Annotated in this window: 23 protein-coding genes; 7 read left to right on the forward strand and 16 right to left on the reverse strand. The window is 59.0% G+C overall.

Annotation, left to right across the window (positions count from 1 at the left end; all coding sequences use genetic code 11):
- Positions 1-2: 2 nt before the first annotated feature.
- From purF to GS612_RS06000, 4 genes are all read right to left on the reverse strand, one after another.
- Positions 3-1,526 carry an amidophosphoribosyltransferase gene (purF, locus tag GS612_RS05985; protein ID WP_171639384.1) on the reverse strand — a complete coding sequence of 508 codons (1,524 nt, stop codon included), beginning with the start codon at positions 1,524-1,526 and terminating at the stop codon, positions 3-5.
- Positions 1,527-2,168: 642 nt separating this feature from the next.
- The gene (locus GS612_RS05990; protein WP_171639385.1) at positions 2,169-2,762 is read right to left on the reverse strand and encodes a CvpA family protein; all 594 of its coding nucleotides are present in this window, start codon (positions 2,760-2,762) and stop codon (positions 2,169-2,171) included.
- Positions 2,763-2,803: 41 nt separating this feature from the next.
- A complete protein-coding gene (gene radA / locus GS612_RS05995; RefSeq protein ID WP_152458168.1) occupies positions 2,804-4,168 on the reverse strand; it encodes a DNA repair protein RadA in 1,365 nt (454 codons plus the stop codon).
- Between the two features lie 121 nt (positions 4,169-4,289).
- Positions 4,290-4,892 carry a DNA repair protein gene (locus tag GS612_RS06000; protein ID WP_253286103.1) on the reverse strand — a complete coding sequence of 201 codons (603 nt, stop codon included), beginning with the start codon at positions 4,890-4,892 and terminating at the stop codon, positions 4,290-4,292.
- Between GS612_RS06000 and GS612_RS20505 the strand changes: the two genes are divergently transcribed.
- Positions 4,885-5,040, forward strand: coding sequence for a hypothetical protein (locus tag GS612_RS20505; protein WP_253283784.1), 156 nt, complete (start codon positions 4,885-4,887; stop codon positions 5,038-5,040). The genes GS612_RS06000 and GS612_RS20505 overlap by 8 nt on opposite strands.
- A 181-nt stretch (positions 5,041-5,221) precedes the next feature.
- Here the strand turns inward: GS612_RS20505 and GS612_RS06005 are convergent, their stop codons facing one another.
- The 4 genes from GS612_RS06005 to alr form a co-directional block, all read right to left on the reverse strand.
- Entirely contained in the window at positions 5,222-5,674 is a 453-nt protein-coding gene (locus tag GS612_RS06005) for a paraquat-inducible protein A (protein ID WP_171639387.1), read from the reverse strand.
- A gap of 454 nt (positions 5,675-6,128) precedes the next feature.
- Positions 6,129-6,875 (reverse strand): ABC transporter ATP-binding protein, encoded by a 747-nt coding sequence (locus tag GS612_RS06010; protein ID WP_171639388.1) that lies wholly within the window; start codon positions 6,873-6,875, stop codon positions 6,129-6,131.
- Complete coding sequence (locus GS612_RS06015) at positions 6,872-7,654, reverse strand: ABC transporter permease (RefSeq protein ID WP_152458163.1); 783 nt, start codon at positions 7,652-7,654, stop codon at positions 6,872-6,874. Before GS612_RS06015 ends, GS612_RS06010 begins: the two co-directional genes overlap by 4 nt.
- On the reverse strand, positions 7,651-8,685 hold the full coding sequence (gene alr, locus GS612_RS06020; RefSeq protein WP_171639389.1) for an alanine racemase: 1,035 nt from the start codon (positions 8,683-8,685) through the stop codon (positions 7,651-7,653). Before alr ends, GS612_RS06015 begins: the two co-directional genes overlap by 4 nt.
- A 240-nt stretch (positions 8,686-8,925) precedes the next feature.
- Between alr and GS612_RS06025 the strand changes: the two genes are divergently transcribed.
- Positions 8,926-9,465 (forward strand): GNAT family N-acetyltransferase, encoded by a 540-nt coding sequence (locus GS612_RS06025; RefSeq protein ID WP_171639390.1) that lies wholly within the window; start codon positions 8,926-8,928, stop codon positions 9,463-9,465.
- A 46-nt stretch (positions 9,466-9,511) separates the two neighbouring features.
- Here the strand turns inward: GS612_RS06025 and GS612_RS06030 are convergent, their stop codons facing one another.
- The 7 genes from GS612_RS06030 to GS612_RS06060 all read right to left on the reverse strand — a co-directional run bounded on the left by GS612_RS06030 (position 9,512) and on the right by GS612_RS06060 (position 16,695).
- A complete protein-coding gene (locus GS612_RS06030) occupies positions 9,512-10,558 on the reverse strand; it encodes a Hint domain-containing protein (RefSeq protein ID WP_171228207.1) in 1,047 nt (348 codons plus the stop codon).
- Between the two features lie 122 nt (positions 10,559-10,680).
- A complete protein-coding gene (locus GS612_RS06035; protein ID WP_171167861.1) occupies positions 10,681-12,171 on the reverse strand; it encodes a replicative DNA helicase in 1,491 nt (496 codons plus the stop codon).
- 225 nt (positions 12,172-12,396) lie between these two features.
- A complete protein-coding gene (locus GS612_RS06040) occupies positions 12,397-13,077 on the reverse strand; it encodes an orotate phosphoribosyltransferase (RefSeq protein WP_171115637.1) in 681 nt (226 codons plus the stop codon).
- A gap of 142 nt (positions 13,078-13,219) precedes the next feature.
- A complete protein-coding gene (locus GS612_RS06045; RefSeq protein ID WP_171639391.1) occupies positions 13,220-14,401 on the reverse strand; it encodes an ammonium transporter in 1,182 nt (393 codons plus the stop codon).
- 196 nt (positions 14,402-14,597) lie between these two features.
- Positions 14,598-15,074, reverse strand: a complete 477-nt coding sequence (locus GS612_RS06050) for a CinA family protein (RefSeq protein ID WP_171639392.1) — start codon at positions 15,072-15,074, stop codon at positions 14,598-14,600.
- On the reverse strand, positions 15,071-15,568 hold the full coding sequence (locus GS612_RS06055; RefSeq protein ID WP_171639981.1) for a phosphatidylglycerophosphatase A: 498 nt from the start codon (positions 15,566-15,568) through the stop codon (positions 15,071-15,073). The genes GS612_RS06050 and GS612_RS06055 overlap by 4 nt, the downstream gene beginning before the upstream one ends.
- Positions 15,565-16,695: a bifunctional 2-C-methyl-D-erythritol 4-phosphate cytidylyltransferase/2-C-methyl-D-erythritol 2,4-cyclodiphosphate synthase gene (locus GS612_RS06060; RefSeq protein WP_171639393.1), complete on the reverse strand. Its 1,131-nt coding sequence runs from the start codon at positions 16,693-16,695 to the stop codon at positions 15,565-15,567. Before GS612_RS06060 ends, GS612_RS06055 begins: the two co-directional genes overlap by 4 nt.
- Before the next feature lie 182 nt (positions 16,696-16,877).
- Between GS612_RS06060 and dusB the strand changes: the two genes are divergently transcribed.
- The 5 genes from dusB (at position 16,878) to GS612_RS06085 (ending at position 24,107) form a co-directional block, all read left to right on the forward strand.
- The gene (gene dusB / locus GS612_RS06065) at positions 16,878-17,861 is read left to right on the forward strand and encodes a tRNA dihydrouridine synthase DusB (RefSeq protein ID WP_256367743.1); all 984 of its coding nucleotides are present in this window, start codon (positions 16,878-16,880) and stop codon (positions 17,859-17,861) included.
- Complete coding sequence (locus tag GS612_RS06070) at positions 17,858-18,946, forward strand: nitrogen regulation protein NR(II) (protein ID WP_171639395.1); 1,089 nt, start codon at positions 17,858-17,860, stop codon at positions 18,944-18,946. Before dusB ends, GS612_RS06070 begins: the two co-directional genes overlap by 4 nt.
- Positions 18,946-20,313 carry a response regulator gene (locus GS612_RS06075; RefSeq protein ID WP_171639396.1) on the forward strand — a complete coding sequence of 456 codons (1,368 nt, stop codon included), beginning with the start codon at positions 18,946-18,948 and terminating at the stop codon, positions 20,311-20,313. Before GS612_RS06070 ends, GS612_RS06075 begins: the two co-directional genes overlap by 1 nt.
- Before the next feature lie 123 nt (positions 20,314-20,436).
- The gene (locus GS612_RS06080) at positions 20,437-22,701 is read left to right on the forward strand and encodes a PAS domain-containing sensor histidine kinase (RefSeq protein ID WP_171639983.1); all 2,265 of its coding nucleotides are present in this window, start codon (positions 20,437-20,439) and stop codon (positions 22,699-22,701) included.
- Positions 22,698-24,107 (forward strand): sigma-54 dependent transcriptional regulator, encoded by a 1,410-nt coding sequence (locus tag GS612_RS06085; RefSeq protein WP_152458151.1) that lies wholly within the window; start codon positions 22,698-22,700, stop codon positions 24,105-24,107. The genes GS612_RS06080 and GS612_RS06085 overlap by 4 nt, the downstream gene beginning before the upstream one ends.
- 18 nt (positions 24,108-24,125) lie before the next feature.
- Here the strand turns inward: GS612_RS06085 and GS612_RS06090 are convergent, their stop codons facing one another.
- Positions 24,126-24,605: a hypothetical protein gene (locus GS612_RS06090; RefSeq protein WP_171639397.1), complete on the reverse strand. Its 480-nt coding sequence runs from the start codon at positions 24,603-24,605 to the stop codon at positions 24,126-24,128.
- Positions 24,606-24,665 lie beyond the last annotated feature (60 nt).

Below are 24,665 nucleotides of genomic sequence, written 5' to 3' on the forward strand. Positions count from 1 at the left end.
GCTCAGCCCGAGGCCAGTTTCGCCGCGTTCCAGGACCCGCCCGGAACCTGCATGTCGGCGCGCTTCTGGCTGACACGGCTGCTGTTCTCCAGATTGTCCAGATAACCTTCGCTGACGCTGCCCGTGATGTATTTGCCGTCAAAACAGGAACAGTCGAAGGCTTCGATCTCGGGATTGCCCTCCTTGGCGGCCCAGATCAGATCTTCCAGGTGCTGATAGAACAGGGCGTCGGCACCCAGTTCTTCGCGGATCTCTTCGATTTCCTTGCCGTTCGCGATCAGTTCGGCCTTGGTGGGCATGTCTATACCGTAGACATTGGGGTATTTCACCGGCGGCGAGGCGCTGGCGACATAGACCTTCTTGGCCCCGGCATCGCGGCACATCTGAACGATCTTCTTGATGGTGTTGCCCCGTACAATGGAATCGTCGATCAGCAGAACACTGTGGCCGTCGAATTCCAGCGGCACGGCATTCAGCTTGCGGCGGACGGATTTCTGCCGTTCCGCCTGACCCGGCATGATGAACGTACGCCCGACATAGCGGTTTTTCACCAGCCCTTCACGATAGGGGATGCCGGTGATCTTTGCGGCTTCCAGGGCCACGGGGCGGGCGCTGTCGGGCACCGGAATGATCCGATCGATTTCCAGCCCCGAGTCCTGAATCTGTTTCGCCAGCGTCTGGCCCATGCGCATTTGCGTCTTGTAAACCGAAACACCGTCCAGCAAAGAATCCGGGCGCGCCAGGTAGACATATTCGAATATGCAGGGTGTCAGCTTGCCTTCGACCGCCTGAAACTCGTGCATGTTGCCGTCCAGATCGATCAGGATCGCCTCACCCGGGCGAAGATCACGCAGCTTTTCAAAGCCGTTGATGCCAAAGGCCACGTCTTCCGAGGCAAAGGCATAATCATCACCGTCTCCGTCCACTTCGCGTTTGGCGACCGAAAGTGGGCGAATGCCAAACGGATCGCGGAAGGCCAGCATACCGACACCCGCGACCAGACAGATCACGGAATAGGCGCCCTGAACGCGTTCCATCGTCATCTTCACACCGGCAAACAGATTGCGGATGGGTTCGCCGTTGCCATTCACCTTGATCGCGTCCGCCACTTTGTCGGCCAGGACGTTCAGAAGGATTTCAGAGTCTGACGTGGTGCGCAGGTGCCGGCTGTATTTGCCGGTAACCTTTTCGCGCTGCTCAGCGGTGTTGGTGATGTTGCCGTTGTGAACCAGATAGATGCCGTAAGGGGCGTTCACGAAAAAGGGTTGCGCTTCGGCCGCGCTGAGGGACCCCGCCGTCGGATAGCGCACATGCCCCATGCCCACACGACCCAACAGGGTTTCTGCATCCTGGGCGTTGAACACATCCTTGACCAGTCCGTTGGCCTTCTTTTCTCGGAAGAATTCGCCGTTATAGGTCACGATCCCTGAGGCATCCTGACCCCGGTGCTGCAACATCAGCAGCCCGTCATAGATTTCGGCAAACACATCATGTGTTCGGCTTGCGATTCCCAAAATCCCACACATTTACGGGGCTCCAACTTCTATGACGATTTGACCAGAGGGTTGACCGCCGTTCGGCTTCGGATCCTCTGCAAGGCGCGTGCGGTCGGTTTGGTGGCAGGCGACAACGACGCCAATAGGGCGACCATCACAACGACCAGCGCGCATTCGAACAGAAAGAACAAGATCGGTGGCTCCGATTCCGTGGCGGGTTGGCCTCCACATAATGCCTAATGGCGTGGCTGTCATCAAAGGATCACACTCACCTATTGCCGCAGGTCAGGATTTCGCAGATCGGGGCAAGTTCACGAAGGAGATGACATGTGCAATCATATGTGCTGTCATGCCAATTAATATGTGCAAATCAGGATGGGTGAAGCACGCAAAGGGCCGAAATGTGGCAACATAAGCCTCAAAAGAAGCAGGAGCGGATCAAACAACGGTGCCACAGGTGCCGGGGAATGGGCCGGGCGCCCTGTCAGATCTGCAACGGGGCGGGCGAAGTTGTCAAAAGCCGGGATATTCTTGGCAAACCGATCTCCAGCCGATGCGACGGGTGTTTCGGGCTGAAAACGATCCGCTGCACGGTATGTGGCGGGGAAGGGTACATTTGAATAGAAAAAGCCCGGACAGTGCCGGGCTTTCATCATGCAATGCACCTTGAGTTTACCCGTCAGCTGGTGCCGTGGTTTCGGGTAGTTCGTTTCCTGCCGTGCAGCTGGCAACAAGTTCCTCGTATTGTGCAGTCACCCAACCCAGAGCGGCTTCGGGGTTTTGCTCTTCAATCTGGCTGCTGAACTGCTCGAACACTTTGGCCGAGCGGCTTTCGTCCACGATTGTATAAGACTGGCCAGTCATGACCGTGTCATAGACAAAGAAGGCGATTGCAACCAGCAGAATGCCGCGTGCTATGCCGAAGAACAGCCCCAGCGCCTGATCCAGGCCGCCCAAAGCCGAGCGCTGGACCAGCGATGAAAACAGCGGCGTGAAGATGCTGACCACAATCAAAGCCAAGGCAAAGACGGCTGCAAAGCCGGTGATCACCGACAGTTCACAGCTGTCGCGCAGGAAATCTCCGACCACCGGGATTTCCTTGACCAGCGGTACGGCCTGTGGGGCAAAGATGAATGCCAGAACGGCCGCCGCGACCCAGCCTGCAATGGCCAGAACTTCGCGCATGAAGCCACGTGAGTAGGCCAGCAAGCCCGACAGCACGATGATCAGGGCGACGACCCCGTCAATTATTGTAAAACCTTCCATGGCCCTCGCCTGTTCTTTATTCTGCCCCTCAAGGCGCGACTTTAACCTGCTCCGAAGGTTTCGCCAACAAACCCCACCAAATCAGAGGGTCGGGTGAGTGTCAGACCTGCCACAGTGCCGGTTTTGCCACCAGCCGGAGCAATTGCCGCCGTGAAACCAAGTTTTTGCGCTTCTTTCAACCTGTTTTCGGTCTGTGGGGCCGGTCTAAGTGCCCCGGACAGCGAGATTTCTCCGAATACGACGGTGTCGGCGGGCAATGCTGTGTCTTCTCGGGCACTGAGAAGGGCGGCAGCCACAGCCAGATCGGCGGCGGGTTCGCTGACTTTCAGACCTCCGGCAACGTTGAGATAGACGTCGAGCCCGGCAAAAGGAATGCCGCAGCGGGCCTCGAGCACCGCAAGGATCATTGCCAACCGCCCGCTGTCCCACCCAACAACGGTGCGGCGGGGCTGTGAGTGGGGCGAGGGTGCGACCAGAGCCTGCAATTCGACCAGCACGGGACGGGTGCCTTCAATGCCCGCAAAAACAGCAGAGCCGGGGCTTGGCCTGCCACGTTCGGACAGGAACAGGGCCGAGGGGTTGGTCACTTGCGCCAGACCCTTGCCGGTCATCTCGAATACGCCGATTTCGTCCGCTGGCCCAAAGCGGTTCTTGACCGCGCGCAGGATGCGGAACTGGTGGCCGCGCTCGCCCTCGAAATATAGGACGGTATCAACCATGTGTTCGACCACACGAGGGCCCGCGATCTGGCCTTCCTTGGTGACGTGGCCAACCATGATGATCGAAACACCGTGCCGTTTCGCAAACGTGGTCAGTTCATGGGCGGCGGCCCGGACTTGTGATACGGAACCGGGTGCGCTGTCGACATTGTCTGCCCACATCGTCTGAATCGAATCGATGATGGCCAGGCCCGGTTTTTCGGCCTCCAGCGTCGTGAGGATGTCGCGCAGGTTGGTTTCGGCAGCGAGTTGAACGGGGGCGTCCTCAAGCCCCAAACGACGCGCGCGCATACGAACCTGTGCGCTGGCTTCTTCGCCCGAGACATAGATGGTTTTCACGCCAGCACGCGCAAAACGCGCTGCGGCTTGCAGCAGCAGGGTGGATTTCCCGATGCCGGGGTCTCCGCCCACCAAAAGGGCGGAGGCCGGGACCAGCCCGCCGCCCAAGACGCGGTCCAGCTCCTCGACCCCGCAGAGGGTGCGGGGCGGCGGTGTTTCCTCGGTGGACAAATCCGTGAGTGCGATGGACTGGCCGCGTTTGCCGCCGAGGGATTTTCTGGCCGGGCCAGTCGATATGGGCGCGTCCTGAACAATGGTGTTCCATTCGCCGCAACCGTCGCAGCGTCCGGACCATCTTGTATGCGTCGCACCGCAGGCCGAGCAGGAGAAGGATGTCGTCTTTGCCATGACGCACTTGGTGCCCGAGCTTGGGCGGTTCTTCAAGCCCTTGCGGGCTTTCCTCACCGCCGATGGCGCGCTGCGGCCTCAGGCCCGGTTGGGCCATCGCCCGAAGCGGGCGCTGGCGCGCCTATTCCGCCGGTCGAAGGGGCGACATTGCAACCACGCTGGACGCCTTTGAGGCGCCATTGTTGCGCGGTGTGTGCAGTTGGGTCGACAATTCGGGCAGAAGCTCGAACAGCTCATCCCGCAGGCGGGTAAGTTGCGACCTGGCGATCGTCTCTTCCATTTCCACATCCCGCGTCCATTGACGCAATTCGTTCTGGATGACCTGCGCCTCTTCCAGACGTTGTTGAAACAGTTCGATCTCTTCCTGCCGTTGTTGCAGGAACATCCGCGCGCGTTCGACCTGCGCATCGCCATAGGTCCGGGCCAGTTCCTGACTGATCTGGCTCATCTGCGCGGCCAGTTCCAGGATCTCGGGCTCGAGCGATTGCAGGTCGGGGTGCTGGCGCAGAAACCCCATGCGTTCCTTGACGGCGTCAAACTCGGACGACATCATGAACAGCCCGCCGCGATCGGCGGCATGGGCCATTTGGTACGCGTCCGCGATGTCCTGCATATTGAGCGCAAATTTGCGGTGGTTGTTTTCCAGCGCCATCATTCGGGCATTTGCCGGCAGGTAAAACGCCAGCATGAGAATCAGCGCTGTCAGGCCAATCTGGATGAACATGCCGGCATCCTTTGCTGGTGCCTCGCCAAATCCGGCCTGCATAGAAAGCCAGGGCAATACGCCAAAAGCGGATAACAGTGTGGCTGAAACGGCCAATAAGGCCGCCAAACAGATCAGGAAAAAAGTCAGTCTTAAAAAGGCATTCTGAAATTGCAATGTAATACTGCGGAGGGCGGCCATGATCGTCGATCTCCTTCTCAAACCGGTACACACCGGGCCAAAGCGGAAGGTAATCTAACGATTGCGTGCGATCCGCTGCGGACCCGAAAACTACAAAACACTGCTGCTCGAAATATAAAGATGATACTTAGATTTGTGTTTTCAATCAATTAGGTCTGAGCTTTTCGTGAAGTGGATGTCATCTCTGTAATATGGCCAAGCACGATGGAGGCCAGAATGCAGGCCGTGAACAGGTAGAGACCCCATGCGGTCTCAACGGTGGCGTATGAGATGCCCTTGGCCAATGTGATGTAAAGCGCGATCAGGAAAATGTCCGCCATGGCCAGTTTGCCGAGGATGCTGAGCGCAGGCTGGACGCGGGCATCCAGCAGGTTCCATTGGATCAGCGCGGTGCCGATGGTTTTGATGTAGGGGGCGAAGAGGGCGAAGATGGTGACGATCAGGGCGAGGAAAACGTCGGATTTCCAAAGCGACTGGAGGCCGGTGATGACACTGATTTCGCTGAGGCCAAAGATCGGCAGGAACCCCGCGCGCATCAGCGGGGCGAACCACGCGATGGGGTAGAGGATCAGGAGCGAGAGGGTGGCGAAGCGGAGGGTCATTTAGGACACCTAGCTAAGCCATTAATACGTATCAAGTATCACTTAACTCTGCCGTGATTGGTCAGAGCATAGCCAGATCAGGTTTGCGCTGTATGATGTAAGTGTAAGATATCTGACAAGTTAGCATTCAAAGTTGGGTGGCTTAGGCAATGCCAAGTGTGTCGCAAATAGTCCGTTTTTTCAAAGAAGTTCCTGAAAGCAGAGGAATCTATAAGGTATTCTTAATCGTTGCTATTACGGAAACTGTATTGATTTACTATGTTGTTTACGAACCAGAATTCTACCTAGAAAGCAGATCTGTACACCTTGTTCCATATGCGGTTTGGTTGTTTCCGTTATTGATACCTTGGACAATTTTTTTACTGCTTAAAAGGGTCTCAGCCCATTCGCGTGAAAGCGAAGACTCAGGAGCAAAATAGTGTAGGTTTCACTATTCGACCGTCCGGAAAATCTACTACCGCACCGCCTCAATCGGCCCCTCTGCGCTCCCACTGATGAACTGCTCCACATAGGGATCACACGAGGCGTCCATCTGGCTGACCGGGCCGGTCCACTGGATGACACCACCGTGCAGCATGGCCACGTTGTCGGCAATCGCGCGGACGGAACTCATGTCGTGGGTGATGGTCATCGCGGTGGCGCCCATCTCGGTCACGATTTCGCGGATCAGATCGTTGATGACGCCGGACATGATCGGGTCAAGACCGGTGGTGGGTTCGTCGAAAAAGATGATCTCGGGCTCGGCGGCGATGGCGCGGGCAAGGCCCACGCGTTTTTGCATGCCGCCTGACAACTCGGCCGGAAAGCGGTCGGCCACGTCGGATTTCAGACCCACGCGGCGCAGTTTGTCGATGGCGATTTCGCGGGCTTCCTCGGTCGGACGTTTCAGAGAACCACGCAGCAGGCGGAAGGCGACGTTCTGCCAGACGGTCAGTGAATCAAACAGGGCCGCGCCCTGAAACAGCATCCCGAACCGGGCCAGAAAGGCATCTCGGTCGCCCTTGCTGGCGTCTTTGCCGTCCACATAGATCATGCCGCTGTCGGGTTTGATCAGGCCCAGAATGCATTTCAGCGCGACCGATTTTCCGGTGCCCGAACCGCCGATGATGACCATCGAGGTGCCTTTGGGGATCTCAAGGTTCATGCCTTGCAGCACGTGGTTGTCGCCAAAGGCCTTATGTACGTTCTCCATCCGGATCATAGCGAGAAGAATACCCCTGTGAGAACGAAGTTTGCGGCCAGGATCAACACCGCCGCGGCCTCGACCGAGCCTTTGGTGGCGCGGCCCACGCCTTGTGCGCCACGGCCGGAATTCATGCCGTAGTAACAGCCCATGATCGCCGCGATCAGACCAAAAGCCGCGCCTTTGACCAGCGACGAGACGATGTCGCGGGTTTCAAGGAAATCGACCGTGTTTTTCAGATAGGCGGCCGGGTTGAAGCCCAGATTTTGCGTGGCGACGGTGTAGCCGCCGGCAATTCCGATGATGTCACCCACTGCCACCAAAGCCGGCACTGTGATCAGGGCGGCCAGAACCCGCGGGGCGGTGAGGTATTTCATCGGATGCGTGGACAGCGTGACCAGCGCGTCGATCTGTTCGGTCACTTTCATCGTGGCGATCTCGGCCGCGATCGAGGATGTCACGCGGGCGGCAATCATCAGGCCGACAAGAACCGGGCCGAGCTCTCGCACCATGCCGATGGCGACGATCTGGGGCACCACCGCTTCGGCGTTGAAACGCGCGCCGCCAGCGTAGATCTGCAACGCTAGCGCACCGCCGGTGAAAATCGCGGTCAGGCCGACGACCGGCAGAGACAGCCAGCCGATGTTCAGCAGAGCCATGCCAAATTCGCGCGGATAGAAGGGGGGGCGCAGAATATGCGAAATCGCATCAAGCGCGAACAGTGCCACCCGGCCAAAGGCCGCAAGCAGGCTAAGAACTGTGCGGCCCAGACCTCCGAGCGCGGTGAGCGGGTTCATTCCACATAGCCCCGCGAATAGCGATTGCCCATTGATGTGAGGATTTCATAGCCAATTGTACCGGCAGCTTCGGCCAGGTCATCGACGGTCTGATGGCCATTCAGGATACGCAGGCGTTCCGGGTCTTTGGGCAGGTCTGTTACGTCCACCGTGATCAGGTCCATCGAGATACGGCCAACAACCGGGCAGGGCTGATTTCCGGCGAAGGCGTCGATGCCGCCCCCGATGGCGCGATGCAGGCCGTCCGCATACCCGGCCGCGACGGTGGCGATACGGGACGGCCGGCGCGCCACCCAACTGTTGCCGTAACCAACGGTTTCGCCCACGGCCAATCTGCGCACCTGAATGACAGGCAGATCGACGGTGACAACGGGTTTGGCATCCGCAAAGGGCAGGCCGCCATACAGGCCGATGCCCGGGCGGCAGAAATCGAAATGGAACTCGGGCCCCAAAAGCATACCGCCGGTCGCAGCCAAAGAACGCGGCGCGGCGATGCCGTCGGTCATCTCGCGGAAGGTTTTGAGCTGCTGCCGGTTCATCGGATGGTCCGGCTCGTCCGAGCAGGCCAGATGAGACATAACAACGGCTGGGTTCAGGGCCTCGGCCCTTTGGCGTAGTTCGGCCCAGTCGGCGGGTTCCAGCCCCAGCCGGTTCATGCCACTGTCCAGCTGAATGCCAAAGGGATGGTCGGGCAGGGCCTCCATATGGCGCTGATACTGCTCGCCCGAGTTGATCAGCGGCGTCAGGTCGTTGGCGCGCAGAAGGTCTGTGTCGCCCTCCATATGGCCGGAAAAGACTCCGATCATCGGGCCGGGGCCGACCGCATTGCGGACAGCGGCGCCTTCTTCTGCGGCCGCCACAAAAAACTTGCGAACGCCTTCCTCGGCCAGCGTATCGCTGACGGGCCCGGCACCCAGCCCATAGGCATCGGCCTTGACCACGGCGCCGGTTTCGACCCCGGTTTTCGCGTCGAGCGCCCGCCAATTGCTGGCGAGCGCCTGAAGTTTGATCGTCAAACGTGCAGTACTCATGGCACTGTTCATGACATTGCGCCGTCCAAGGTCAAGAGGGAATGGCGCATTTACCTGTCGGTTTATGTTGGTGTTTGGTCTGTTGTTACGGAAAACGCCATAAAACCAGAAGAAATGGCAGCATTCCGCCATGGTTGCAGGTTTTGGGGATTGTCTTCACATCAACGTTAAAGCGATCCTGGGAACCGGATCGTTCGGTTCCGGCAAAGACCGGGCGCAGCGTCAACTCATGAGGGAGCCATGGATTTTTCTACCGGTTTGACTCGGGACCCGTCAGAGATCATCCGTCTTTTTGCAGACGTTTTTTCCGCATCGGAAGGGCCAGAGGAAGGGGCGGCAATAGGTGGTTTCGTACGTGAATTGCTCAACAGCACGCCGCCTGAAGATATCCTGGTGTGCACGGCTCAACAGGATCACGAGCTGCTTGGCTGTGCCATCTTTTCCCGGATGACGTTTTCGCAGGATACGCGCAATGTGTTCATCCTGTCGCCGATGGCCGTGCAAACGGACAGGCAAAAAACAGGTATTGGACAGGCGCTGATTTCCTATGGTCTGGATCGCTTGCGGGCTGCAGGTGTGGATGTGGCACTGACCTATGGCGACCCGGCCTATTATTGCAAAACGGGTTTTGTGCAGATCACCGAGGATACTGCCCAGCCACCGCTGAAACTAAGCCATCCGCACGGCTGGTTGGGACAGGCGCTGGACGGTTTTGACCTGAAACCGATGAAAGGCCCGTCGCGATGCGTTTCCGCGCTGAACAATCCATTGCTGTGGTAGGCGGGATCGGTTTTTTCGCTTTGGTCGATGGCCTTGGTTCCACAGCCTAGAACAGAGCCTCATCTATGATCGCCTTGCTGTTTCGGACATGTCGGGCCACCAGCTTTTTCTGTCGCCTGCCGCTGGGGATATAGAAGGCAGGGTCCATATCCTTATTGCAGTCGAGATCGGGAAAAATCTGCAACAGCTCGTGCAACGCTTCGGGCGGAAGGGATTTGAGGGCTTCGGGGCCGGTGAACAGGCTTTCACTTGGCGCGCCTTCGGCAAAAAGAACCACGTGACGGTCACAGACAACGTGATGATAAACCACCTGCGTCGCATCGTAATCCACGTAAACGCCCGGCAGGTCTGTCAGCCGGATGGCCGAGACCAAAACGTCTCTTGTGTCGAACATGCGCTGCGCGATGTCCGATCGGACCAGCATTCGGTGCTGTCGCGAAACCGTCAGGTCTCGGCGGGGCAGGCCGTGCCCCAGGGCGCCGGCCGTAATGCGGACTGGGCGCAGTTCGGGTGATTTCAACAGATCGGCCTGGCGCAATGACCGGGACAGAACAAGCCGAACGGTGGCCGCGCTGCCTTCGGTCGTCATCACTTTGTCACCGGGGCGGATATCCTGAACGCTGATTTCGCCACGGTCCGTCAGGATCAGGGTGTCCGAAACAAAACAGGGGGCGCCGGGGCTGGGATTGGGATCCTCAACAAAGTTCACTCCGTCCTTCGATGACAGAGACGCGGTATCGTCCGTGCCGTTGCTGCCGATCTGGGTCGAGGTCTGGCCGCTGGCCGGTCCCTGTGTCGCAGTCACCTGCGAGTCAAAGGATACAAAGCTGAGGACCGAACCATTGTCCGAAAGAGAGACCGCCCCAAACCGGTTGATGCGCGCCGAAATCACGTAATAGTCGAACCCGCCCACAGTGGTCATCGTTCCATTGTCGACATCCGTCGAACTGCGCACCGAGCCATTGGGGTTGTAAACATCGACCTGCAAGCCGGTGACGTCGGTTCCGGTCGGAACCCGGATTTCAATGAAATCTCCGTCCGGAGCAAAGTTCGGGCCGTTGCGATATCTTATTTCCGATATGATCGCGGGCAAATCAGTGGGTCTCCGGGCGGGTTTGGCGCGTTGCGTTGAACGTCACCGTCACGTTAACACCGGGCAGGAAAAACACCAAAGGGCTTGGCGTTTCATACCTGGGGCAGGTGTTCTGTCCGCGATCAATAGCCCTCGATTTCACCACCCTGTTGCCAGGGTTTGACCAGATTGCCAAAGCGGGTGAATTGGGCTTCGAACGACAACTCGACCGTGCCGATGGGGCCATGACGTTGCTTGCCGACGATGACTTCGGCCTTGCCGTGCAGACGTTCCATCGCCTGCTTCCACTCTTCCATCTTTTCCAGTTCGTGATCGCCGGGCTTTTCGCGCTCTTTGTAGTATTCCTCGCGGAACACAAACATCACAACGTCGGCGTCCTGCTCGATCGAGCCGGATTCGCGCAGGTCGGACAGCTGCGGGCGCTTGTCGTCGCGGTTTTCCACCTGGCGCGACAGCTGTGAAAGAGCAATGACCGGGATGTTTAGTTCCTTGGCGATAGCTTTCATGCCCATCGAAATCTCAGCGATTTCGTTCACCCGGTTGTCGGCCATGCCGCGGCAGAGCTGTAGATAGTCGATGACCAGCAAGTCCAGCCCGTGCGTTCGTTTCAACCGACGTGCCCGGGCGGCAAGTTGCGAGATCGGCAAGGCAGGGGTGTCGTCAATAAACAGGGGACAGGCTTCCAGCTCTTTCGCCGCATCCACAAAACGACGGAACTCGGCCTCGGTCATGTCGCCCTGACGAATTTTGTGGCTGGAAATCTCCGAGGCTTCCGCCAGAACCCGGCCCGCAAGCTGTTCCGCACTCATCTCGAGTGAGAAGAAGCCAACAACGCCGCCATCGACCGCGCCTTCGCTGCCGTCGGGCTTTGTGCCGCGCTTGTAGGCCTTGGCAACGTTGAAGGCGATGTTGGTCGCCAGCGAGGTTTTACCCATGGATGGACGCCCGGCCAGAATGATCAGGTCAGACGGGTGCAACCCACCCAATTGCTTGTCCAGATCGGCCAGACCGGTGGAAATTCCGGCCATGCCGCCGCCGCGCTGGTAGGCCTCGTTGGTGACGTTGACGGCTTCGGTAACAGCCTTGAGGAAGGACTGAAAGCCTTGCTCGGTCTGGCCCTGCTCGGACAGCTGATAAAGCTGCTGCTCGGCCTCGACGATCTGTTCTTTCGGCTCGCTCGAGACATCGACCCGCGCCGCCTTGTCCGAGATGTCGCGGCCCAGCCGGATCAGCTCGCGCCGGATGGCAAGGTCATAGATCATCTGGGCATAGTCGTGCACCGCGAATGCGCTGATCGAAGCGCCGGCCAGTTTGACCAGATAGGCGGGACCGCCCAGTTCCTTCAGGCCCTCATCCTCGGCCATGAATGATTTGAGCGTCACGGGCGAGGCGAGCGCATTCTTTGCAATACGGGCCGAGGCCACCTCGTAAATCCGGGCATGGACCGGATCATAGAAATGTTCAGCCCCGATGATCGAGGCGACCCGGTCGTACAGGTCGTTATTGGTCAGGATCGCACCCAGAAGCTGTTGTTCGGCCTCAATGGAATGCGGCATGGTTTCGGCGTTCTGAATTTGTGCCGCTGCCTGCTCGATACTGCTGATCTCGTTCATTTTGTCCCCGCTGCCCGTTCCGAGGTTCTACACGCGAAACGTCACCGCAAGCTATCTGGAAATACCTGTGACTAACTTGGGGTAAAGCCTAGGGATAACTTTCCAGACCGCTTGGATGCCTGCATATGCATCGCTTATTATGTAGGAATTGTCGGAAAAGTCACCACATATCGTGGCGAGGTGCCCGATTCTTTCGGGTTTATCCCCAATCCTTCCACAAGAGGTTTACGCTGGTTTATTGGCCTCTTGCCATCCGCGCGGGTCGTTCAGGAAAGCTTCGACACCCTCAAGTGTTTCCTGATCAAAGGCTTTCTGTGCCTTGGCCTCGGCCAGAACATCCCACCATGTGCAGAGCGAGTGCAGCTTGACGCCATGATCACCCAGCGTTTTCTCGGTCTCGGGGAAGATGCCATAGTAGAAGATGACGGCGGTGTGCCCGCAGGTGGCACCGGTTTCGCGGATCGCATCGACAAAGGACAGTTTCGAGCCGCCATCAGTGGTCAGGTCTTCAACCAGCAACACACGCTCACCTTCGCTCATCGCCCCCTCGATTCGGGCGTTGCGGCCATAGCCCTTAGGTTTCTTGCGCACGTAGGTCATGGGCAGAGCCATGCGCTCGGCGACCATGGCGGCAAAGGGGATGCCCGCCGTTTCCCCGCCTGCGATGTTGTCGAATGCCTCAAAGCCAGCCTCCCGCATCACCGTAACGGTCAGGAAATCCATAAGGGTCGAGCGGATGCGCGGATACGAGATCAGTTTGCGGCAGTCGATATAGGTCGGGCTGGGCAGCCCGCTGGCCAGCGTGAACGGTTCCCGCGAGTTGAAATGCACGGCCTTGATCTCCAGCAGCATCCGTGCGGTCAGGCGGGCGATTTCGGTGCTGTCGGGAAAAGAACTGGGGATCATGGCGCAAACCTCGGGGCTGAAAACACGTTGCGGGCTGATAGCCCGACCCTTGGGCCGGAGTCGAGAGGGATTGGACAAAAGAAAAGCGGACCCCCAAGAGGTCCGCTTTTGCCCATACGGGCGATGGGCAGCCAAGGTGGGCTTAACTGCTCATGTCATAGGCCCGCTCGCCATGTACCGAGAGGTCGAGGCCATTTGTCTCGGTCTCGGCGTCTACGCGAAGTGGCGTGATCTGTGCAACCAGTTTGACCAACACAAACGTGACAACTGCCGTAAAGGCACCCACGATAACGAGCCCGCCCAACTGAGCGGTCCAGGTTCCAAGGCCAAACAGGGCGATCATGAGCGTGCCGAAAATACCGCCGACACCATGCACGGCGAAGACATCCAGCGTGTCGTCGATATTCAGCTTGTTGCGCACGATGCTGACGGCTTCCTGACACAGAACACCGGCCACCGCGCCAATGATCAGGGCCTGAACCGGACCGACGAAACCCGATGCGGGCGTGATCGAGGCCAGACCCGCGATTGTGCCGGTGACCAGACCGACCATCGAGGCCTTGCCAAAGCGGATACGCTCCCACAGGGCCCAGCTTAGCGATGCTGTAGCCGCGGACAGGTGCGTGACGGTCAGGGCCATCGCCGCTCCGCCATCGGCGGCCAGTTGCGAACCACCGTTGAAACCGAACCAGCCGACCCACAGCATTGCGGCGCCGACCATGACATAACCGGGGTTGTGCGGCGGAGTGGTGCGGTTGCGACGCGGCCCGAGGATGACCGCGACAATCAGTGCTGCCAGACCAGCGGTTTCATGCACCACGATGCCGCCTGCAAAGTCGCGCACACCGATCTCGCCCAGAATGCCGCCATCAGCCAGCATCCCGCCACCCCAGATCCAGTGCACCACGGGCGCATAGCACAGCAGCATCCACAGCGCCGAGAAAGTCAGGACAAAGCCAAAGCCCACACGTTCGACATAGGCGCCCACGATCAACGCCGGGGTGATGATGGCAAAGGTCATCTGGAAGGCGAAGAACAGGATCTCGGGCAGGGTTCCGGCAAGGCTGTCCACATCGACGCCGTTGAGAAAGGCCTTGCCCAAACCACCCCAAAGCCCGCTTTCACCGGGTCCGAACGCGATGGAATACCCTGCGACCAGCCACAGGACGCTCATCAAACAGGCAATGGCAAAGCAATGCATGAAAACGCTGAGAACATTTCGGGCACGCACGAGCCCGCCATAGAACAGGGCGAGGCCTGGCAATGTCATGAAAAGGACCAACGTGGTTGCAACGATGATCCAGGCTGTATCGGCTCCGTTCATGGGCCATTCTCCCTTCCGAATGAGTGCGCGGATCCGTGGAAACTGGGCAGGGATCGGCGCTGCGTGAGCGGTGTGGGCTGTTTCAAGCCACCGTCGGTTGGAGAAAAAAGAGGCAAAGCGAAAAAAAGTGCCTGTTTTGGCAGCCTTTTTTCAACTGACTTCAAAAGAAGCGGTTTTTTGGCCATGTGCTGAAAGTTTAGGCGTCTGCGGAAAGGGCCGTGTACAGCAGGGTCAAGGCGTGGTCACGCGCCGCGCGCCGCACGGCATCGCGACCGGGTGCGCCGACTTCGACGGTTTCAACATGCGTCGGCTGTCCCTTGACGGCCAAGCCGAAACAAACACGCCCTTCGGGTTTGAATTCGGACCCGCCCGGCCCGGCAATTCCCGTGATCGAGACGGCAAGTTGCGCCAGTGAGTTGCGCAGCGCGCCATCTGCCATTTCACGGGCCACCTGTTCGGACACCGCACCGTGCGCGTTCAGCGTTTCGGCCCGAACGCCCAGCATGTCCTGTTTGGCCTCGTTGGTGTAGGTGACGAAACCCCGATCCACGACCGCAGAGCTGCCGGGAATATCGGTCAGGGCCGCAGCGACCATGCCGCCGGTGCAGCTTTCGGCGGTGGCGATCATCACGCCCTGCGCCTTGGCGCGGTCCAGCAGGTCTGTCACGTTCATAGCCCCAGAACTCCGTGTGCAATACCTGCCAGAACCATCACTCCGATGGCTGCAAATATACCTGCAATCACGTCATCCAGCATCACGCCCATCGGATCGCCGCGGCGATCGGCCCAGCCGACAGGGCCGGGTTTGGTGATGTCGAATAGACGAAACAGGATGAACCCGGCAACCCAGCCGGGCCAGAGCGCGGTAATGTCGACTCCATGCGCCCAGGACGGATAGGAAATTGCCCAAAGCGCAATGAACTGGCCTGCGACCTCATCAATGACGATTTCGGACGGGTCGTGGTCATCCTGACCCTCGGTCATCACGCTTGTGGCCCAGAGGCCGCCGACAAAAACCGCAACCGTTGCGACGGCTAGCAACGGGAAACCACCCATTGTGTGCAATACCCAGGCCATCGGCAGGGCCACCAGGGATCCCCAGGTGCCCGGGGCAGGGCGCAAATAGCCAACGCCACCGACAGTCCCGATTATCTGTGCCGCGTTCATGCTTTCACCAGACATGCCGTGGCCAAAGAGGCGATGCCCTCGCTGCGGCCGGTGAAGCCCAGACGCTCGGACGTTGTCGCCTTGACCGAAACCTGATCTGCACGCAGGTCCATGATTTCAGACATTTTTTCTCGCATGGCTGGTGCATGAGGGCCAATCTTTGGATATTCGCAGACCAGCGTGCAATCGACGTTCGAGATACGGTATCCCATCTGCCCCGCCAGCTCGACCGCGTGGCGCAGGAAAATCTCGCTGGCGGCGCCTTTCCATTGCGGGTCCGAAGGCGGGAAATGCTGCCCGATATCGCCCTGCGCCAGTGCGCCATAGATCGCATCGGTGACCGCGTGCATTCCGACATCGGCATCCGAATGGCCTTGCAGTCCGCGGTCATGTGGCACTTTCACACCGCAAAGGATCACATGATCCCCATCGCCAAAACGGTGCACATCGTACCCGTTGCCCAGCCTTACATACATTTCCGTTCCCATTATGCGTTCCGCCCGGGCAAAATCCTCGGGTCGGGTGATTTTCAGATTGTCCGCATCGCCCGGTATGATGCAGACATCAAGGCCGGCGGCGCGGGCCACCTCGACATCATCCGCAGCGCCGCCCGGATGGGCGGCGTGGGCGGCGGTGATGGTGTCATAGTGAAACCCCTGCGGAGTTTGCGCGGCGAACAGGTTGCTGCGATCCTGCGTACCGGTCACGGCCTGTTCATGCCCAACCCACAGCGCATCGGTCACCGCCAGCCCGGGCGCCGCCGCCGGACATGTTTCCAGGGCGTTCAGAACGTCGGTGATGATGCGGGGTGTGACGCAAGGCCTTGCAACGTCGTGGATCAAAACGCGCTGTACGTTCCGGTCGGCCAGTGCAGCCAATCCATTGCGCACCGATCCCGCGCGATCCGTTCCGCCCGCAGCCAGGATCAGCTCGGTTTCACGGAATTCTTCCCATGCGGCGCTGTCTTCGTCGGACAACACCAGAACAATGTGATCCACCTGTCCGCGAAAGCGCGCGATCGTCCAATCGGCCACCCGCCGGCCCGCAAGGCTGCGCCATTGCTTTGGCACGCCACCCCCGGCACGCGACCCGCGACCGGCGGCGACTATGATGGCGGCGGTTGTCATATGTGCGCGCTCTCCTCGTGGTGGACATTGTTTAGGCGGCGGTGAATGCAGAGGCAATCACCCATGGTCATGTGATTAAAAAATAGGCAAATGATGATTTTGCGGGCTTGCTGCGTGTCGATTTGTTGTTCATATGCGCAGAAAACGATATCAAAACCACAACTGCCCAAGGATTAAGCACGTTGATACTGCACCTTGCCGACAAGGAAATAGCACCGCCTGTTTTGCTGGCCCCCATGGCCGGAATCACCGACCGCCCGTTTCGCGATCTGGTGATGCGTTTCGGCGCGGGTATGGTCGTCAGTGAAATGGTCGCCAGTCAAGAGATGGTGCAGGCCAAGCCCGGCGTGCGGGAACGGGCCGAACTGTCCGCGGATGTGGAAAACACCGCCGTGCAACTGGCCGGGCGCGAGGCCCATTGGATGGCCGAGGCGGCCCGTCAGGTGGCCGACCGTGGCGCGCGTGTGATCGACATCAACATGGGGTGCCCCGCCAAGAAGGTAACAAACGGTTATTCCGGCTCGGCCCTGCTGAAAACACCGGACCACGCGCTTGCACTGATCGAGGCCGTTGTGGGCGCGGTCGATCTGCCGGTGACGCTGAAAACCCGGCTGGGATGGGACGACACTCTGTTGAACGCGCCCGACGTGGCACGCCGCGCTCAGGACGCGGGCATTCAGATGGTCACGATCCATGGCCGCACACGCTGTCAGTTCTACAAGGGTCACGCCGATTGGAAGGCGATCCGGGCGGTGAAAGAGGCCGTATCGATCCCGGTCATCGCGAACGGAGACATCGTGGACACTGACGCCGCCCGAACCGCGTTGCGCCAATCCGGCGCGGATGGGGTGATGGTCGGTCGTGGCGCCCAGGGCAAGCCCTGGGTGTTGGCGCAAGTCTGCCACGACCTGTACGGGGCCGAGGCGCCCGAGATTCCGACCGGTCATGATCTGGTTGATATGGTTTGTGCGCATTATCAGTCGATGCTGGATTTCTATGGCACTGATCTGGGTCTGCGTGTCGCCCGCAAGCACTTGGGATGGTACATGGACCAATCCGCAACGACTGCGCCCTTGCGCCGGGCGGTGCTGACGTCGCGCGATCCGGCGGAAGTTCTGCGCCTGTTGGCAGATGCGCTCAGTGACACGGACGAGGTGGCGGCATGAATTCCGATGCCAGCATCTGGAACTCGCTGCCGGTTCCGGCGTTCATTATTGATGAACAGGATCGGATATCCGATGTGAATGCTGCGGGTGAGGGGTTTCTGAACGCGTCGCGCAAATCGGTGATCGGCCATCCAGTGTGGGATCAGATCGCCGTGGACGCGCCGTTGGAAGAGGCGTTCGAGCGCGCCCGCTGGCAGGGCACGCCATTGTTCGTGAATGATGTGGATGTGGGGTCGGGTAGCCGAGCGCCACTGCAATGCGCGTTGCAGATTGCGCCTTTGGTCGGGCATCCGCGCTCCATGATCATGATCATATCGCCTCGTGAACTGGCAGGTCGGATGACGCGCGGGAATACCGTCAAATCCGCGGCACAATCCGCCATCGGTATGGCAGAAATGCTGGCGCACGAGATCAAGAATCCGCTGGCCGGGATCACCGGTGCGGCGCAGTTGCTCAGCATGAATATACCGCCGCAAGATCTTGAACTGACTGACCTTATTGTTGCCGAAAGCCGCCGGATCGTGAAGTTGCTGGAACAGGTCGAGCAATTCGGGAACCTTCAGAAACCTGACTTCAAGCCGGTCAACATCCACGATGTGCTGGATCGCGCAAGACGGTCGGCATTGTTGGGATTTGGCGCTGACATGACGATCGTCGAAGACTATGACCCGTCGCTGCCGCTGGCTTACGGAGACCCGGATCAGATTCTGCAGGTGATCCTGAATCTGCTCAGGAACGCGTCCGAAGCGGCAGGACCGCAGGGCGGAACGATCCGCCTGCGGACCTATTTCGAACATTCCTTCCGGTTGCGTCGCAGTGACGGGTCAGGGCATTCGCTGCCTTTGCAGATCGAGATCATCGATGATGGTCCGGGCCTGCCAGAAGACATCCGCGGCGACATTTTTGATCCCTTCGTATCCGGCAAGGAAAACGGCACCGGCCTGGGGCTGGCGCTGGTCAGCAAGATCATCTCGGACCATGACGGCTGGATTTCGGCCGAATCCGTGCCCGGGCGAACGGTATTCAAACTGTCGCTGCGCCGCGCGCCGCGAGACGCAATCGAGGACAAGAAGGAGAGCACCTGATGGATGGCACCGTATTGGTCGCGGACGACGATCGCACGATCCGCACTGTTCTGACACAGGCCCTCACGCGTGCCGGGTGCAAGGTGCATGCGACCTCATCACTGACCACGTTGATGCGCTGGGTCGGCGAGGGGAAAGGGGACGTGGTGATTTCCGACGTGGTCATGCCAGATGGAAACGGTCTTGAGATGCTGCCGAAGATTGCCGAAGACCGCCCCGGTTTGCCGGTGATCGTGATCTCCGCACAAAACACCATCATGACGGCGATTCAGGCGACAGAGGCGGATGCGTACGATTATCTGCCAAAACCCTTCGACCTGCCGGATCTGATGAAACGGACGGCGCGGGCGCTGGATCAGAAGCAACGCGCCCAGCCAGAGCCGGTCGTGGGCACAAGCGAGCGCCCCGAAGAACTGCCTCTGGTCGGGCGAACACCGGTGATGCAGGCCCTTTACCGGCTGGTCGCCCGGGTGATGAACACGGATCTCTCGGTCATGATCTCCGGTGAAAGCGGCACGGGCAAGTCACTGATTGCCCGAGCCATTCACGATTTTTCCGACCGTCGAACCTTGCCCTTTGTCACTGTCACCGCTGCCGAATTGCGCGATCTGGAAGGCCCGGCCCGTGTAATGGCGCGGGTTCGCGGCGGTACGCTGTTGATAGACGAAATCGCAGATATCGAAGATGAGGTTCAGGCGCGCATCGTCCGCATGATGGACACACCGGGCGATCACGTTCCCCGTTTCATGGCCACCAGCCAATCAGACCTGACCGAAGGGATGGAGAACGGGCGCATCCGTCAGGACCTTTATTATCGCTTGTGCGGGGCGACGATCCACGTTCCATCACTGCGTGAAAGGGTGGATGACATTCCGCTGCTGGCCGAGCACTTTCTGGCTCGGGAAGAGCGGGAAAACGGCACTAAACGCTGGCTCAGCCCCGAGGCGGTGGAACTGGTGCGGCGCTATTCCTGGCCCGGGAACGTGCGGCAACTGGAAAATGCCGTGCGCCGGTTGGGTCTGACCAGCCGTGCTGATGAAATCACGAAAGCCGAAGTGGAAACGGTGCTTGGCAGCCAGCCAGAGGCGGAACCGGTCCTGAGCGGCGGTGAGCGCGAAAAGCTTTCGACCTCGGTCGAGCGGCATCTGCGGAGGTATTTTGACCTGCACGGCAACATTCTGCCGCCCCCGGGCCTGTATCAGCGTATTTTGCGGGAAGTTGAGGCGCCACTGATCGAAATCGCGCTGGATGCAACTGGCGGAAATCAGGCGAAATGTGCCGATTTGCTGGGAATCAACCGAAATACGTTGCGAAAAAAGATTACGGATCTCGATATTCAGGTGACACGTCGACGCAAACTGATGTAATATCGCCACACAAACCGTGGCATCCCGGCATCTGTTGGGAAAAGATCACGATATATGGCGGTAAGCCGCGCAAGCGGCACATCAGGATGAGGGCAGACAGTGGCAACCCGAGCACAGAGCGGGATGATCCCATCGATCAGTCGATGGCGTAAATCACGGAAACTGCGCAATTTTGGCACGTTTGGCCTGGTTCTCATGGGGCCTGTTCTGGCGCTGGCCACCTACCTTGTCATCGGTCCTTTCGATCTTGGCGCCACGGCACCGACTTTGCGGCTGATTCTATTGGCCGATCTCGTATACGTTCTGGTTGTTGCAGCACTTGTGCTTGGGCAGGTTGGAAGCTTGATTGCCGCACGTCGGGCCAAATCGGCGGGTTCGCGCCTGCATTTGCGCCTGATCGGGGCGTTTACTCTGCTGGCGCTGGTTCCAACCGTGACCGTGGCGATTTTCGCCGGATTGACCGTCAATATCGGGCTTGAGGGCTGGTTTTCCGACCGCGTTCGCCAGGTTGTGGGATCTTCGCTGACGGCGGCAGAAGCGTATGAACAGGAACACCGCCGAGGGTTAACGCAAGACGCGTCTGTTCTTGCGCGATATCTGGACAACGCCCGATCGCTGGACTTCTATATCTCGGACGCTGAACTGCGCGAAGTTCTGGCGCAGGGGCAAGCTCAGATTCAACGGGGGCTGCGCGAAGCCTATGTCATCGACGGTGGTGGCGAAATCAAATCGCGCGGGGACCGGTCCTACCTGTTCAACTACGAAGCCCCAACCCCCGAGCAGATTGCAGAAGCCACCGACAAGGGCCTGCTGATCATCGCCGACTGGCCCAACAACGAGTTCCGCGCGCTGGTTCCTCTGAAGGCTTATCTGGATCGCTATCTCTATGTCAGCCGCGAGGTGGATGGGCAGTTGTTGACGCTGCTTGACGATACCAAGGAAACGGCACAGTTCTATCAGCAACTGGAAAGCGAACGGGGCAGGGTGCTGTTCGAGTTCGGCCTGTTGTATCTGGGCTTTGCGTTGATCCTGATCCTTGCGGCTATGTCCCTGGGCATGTGGTTTGCGGAACGGCTGTCGCGTCCCGTGGGGCGGTTGACCACCGCGGCGCAGCGGGTTGGGGCCGGTGATCTGAGCGTCCAGGTGATTGAAGAGGCCAGCGACGACGAAATCGCGATGCTGGGCCGGTATTTCAACCAGATGACCCGGCAGTTGAAAGGACAGCGCGATACGCTGTTGGAGAACACGCGGCAAATTGAAAGCCGGCGCCGTCTGTTCGATTCGGTGCTCAGTTCGGTCACTTCGGGTGTCGTTGGAGTGGACCCGGAAGGATGCATTACATTCGTGAACCGTTCGGCCGAGCGGTTGCTGGATTGGACCGGGGGCGAGCAGCATCTGGCCATCGGCATTGCGGTGCCGGAATTTCTGCCCCTGTTCGAAAGTCTGAAGGACAGCGGGCAAGAGGCCGTTCAGGGCGAAATCAAAGTGACCCGCAAGGGGCGGCTTGAGAACCTGTTGGTCCGCATGGCCATCCGTCGCGGAGAAGATGGCGGCCTGGAAGGTTATGTGGTTGCCTTCGATGACGTCACAGATCTGGTCAGCGCCCAACGGATGGCGGCCTGGGGTGACGTGGCCCGCCGCATCGCGCATGAGATCAAGAACCCTCTGACCCCGATCCAGCTGAGCGCGGAACGGATCAAGCGCAAGTTCTCGCGCAAACTGGATGAGGAAGACAGCAGCAGCCTGGATTCGATGACGAACGTGATTGTGCGGCAGACCAACGACCTGCGTCGCATCGTGGATGAATTCTCGAAATTTGCACGGATGCCTGAACCAGAACGCAGGGAAGAAAACCTTGTTGATCTGGTGCATGAGGCGGTCCTGCTGCAACAGGCCGGGCAGCCGGATGTGCAGATTGATGCCGATCTACCGCAACAGCCCATCATGGCCGATGTGGATGCGACCATGCTGAATCAGGCGCTTACCAATCTGATCAAGAATGCCGGGGAAGCCATTGCAACCCTTAAGGGAAAAGGGGCGCCCGACAACCTTCAGCCACAGATCAAAGTGACGGTTACCAGTGATGATGCGGGTACGGTCATAACCATTGCAGACAACGGGATCGGCCTGCCCGAGGATCGGGCACGGCTGTTTGAGCCCTATGTAACGACACGCGACGAAGGGACCGGGCTGGGCCTGCCCATCGTCAAGAAGATCATTGAAGAGCATGGCGGCGCGCTGACCCTCGAGGATGCGCCCGTATTTGACGGACAGGACCATTTTGGCGCGATGGCCGTGATCCGATTGCCGGGGGTTACTGTGTCCCAAACGGCAGCGCCACAGAAGCAGGCAATTAGAACCAACAAACTGAAAGCAGGCCAAAGATGAGTGACATTCTGATCGTAGATGATGAACGCGATATTCGCGAGCTGGTGTCCGACATTCTGGAGGACGAAGGCTATTCAACCCGGCTGGCGGCCAACTCGGACGAGTGCATGGCGTCGATCAACTCTGAACCGCCGGGGTTGTTGATCCTGGATATCTGGCTGAAAGACAGCCGCATGGATGGCATCGATATCCTGAAAGCGGTGAAACGCGACAACCCGGATGTGCCGGTGGTGATCATTTCGGGCCACGGCAACATTGAAATTGCCGTCGCCGCAATCAAGCAGGGCGCGTATGATTTTATCGAAAAGCCGTTCAACATAGACCAGTTGATGGTGGTGATCCGCCGCGCGATGGAGACCTCTCGCCTGCGTCGCGAGAATGCGTCTCTGAAGCGGAAAGAAGTCAACAATTCCGACATGATCGGCAAATCCGCCGCGTTCCGCGCCATGCAGGGGCAGTTGGACAAGGTGACCAAGTCGAATGGCCGCGTGATGCTAAGCGGCCCAGCTGGGTCCGGCAAAGAGATTGCAGCACGGTATATCCATGCCCATTCAAATCGTGCCAACGCGCCATTTGTCACGGTAAACTGCGCGGGGATCGAACCCGAACGTGTGGAAGAGGTGCTGTTTGGCCGGGAATCGGCAGAACGCGGCGTGGAATCGGGTTTGCTGGAAGAGGCGCATGGAGGCGTGGTCTATTTTGACGAAGTTGCCGACATGCCCCTTGGGACACAATCAAAAATCCTGCGGGTGCTGGTGGATCAGCAGTTCCAGCGTGTCGGTGGCAGTGACAAGGTGCGCGTGGACCTTCGCGTGATCTCGTCAACAAGCAAGGATCTTGACGAAGAAATCGCGGCTGAACGGTTCCGGGAAGAGCTGTACCACCGTTTGAACGTCGTCCCGATTGCCGTGCCGTCACTGGAAGATCGGCGCGAAGATATCCCGGTTCTGGCGCAGCACTTTATCGAGATGTGCAACGAAACTCAGGGTTTGCCGATCAGGGAACTTTCGGAAGAGGCTGTCGCGCTGTTGCAGACGATGACCTGGCCCGGCAACGTGCGCCAGCTCAAAAACCTGATCGAGCGGGTTCTGATCCTTGGCGATGGCTCCGGCCCGATTGAGGCGCGTGAGTTGCCGAACGAAGAAGAAAAGGCAGAAGACTCAGGCCGTGTCGTGTTGTCTGGCGCATTGGCCACCTTGCCGTTGCGCGAAGCCCGCGAGGCGTTCGAGCGAGAATATCTGCTGACACAGATCAACCGGTTTGGCGGCAATATCAGCCGCACGGCCAGCTTTGTAGGCATGGAACGCAGCGCCCTGCATCGGAAATTGAAATCTCTGGGCGTGGTGACTTCGAACAAATCCGGTGCGCGCGTGGCGCAAATCGATGAACCCGAACCGGCAGAATAATCTGCCGGTCGCACGGCCTCAGCCGGCCTGGCCAGGCGTTATGATCTGAAATGAGCCGTCATCGAATTTTACAAAGCACGACGCGCTGTTGAGTGGTGGCAAAGTGGTTGTTCGCGTTGCGGGCACGCGTGATTTTACGTTCTGCTTGCATGGCGGCAGGCTTACGGGTCGAAACCCTTTCTGGGCCATGCATTGCGCTTCGACCGTGTTGCGCAGGCCCTGATTCACATCCACGGTATAAACACGGCCGGGCTGCCACCAGCCGGGTGATCGATAGCAATGACCCCTGCCATCGCAATATGTACGCCCCGGCCAGTAGGTTGGCGGGCTTTGGCGGATCTGATTGGCTACCGGCACCTCTTTGACCGCCTTCAGCTGGCACTGAGTGGTCTCTTTTTGCAGGCGCGATACGGTTTCACCTTCGCGGTAGTAAAGCGAAAGTGGTCCGCAAGAAGACAGCACCATCAAAGGTACCAGCATAGGAAACAGCGTTTTCATGTGCTTATCTTGCCGCAGCCGGGCTGCGATGACAATTCAATTGACCGCTCTGGGGGCATC

It is taken from the genome of Ruegeria sp. HKCCD6157, assembly GCF_013110685.1.
Taxonomy (GTDB): domain Bacteria; phylum Pseudomonadota; class Alphaproteobacteria; order Rhodobacterales; family Rhodobacteraceae; genus Ruegeria.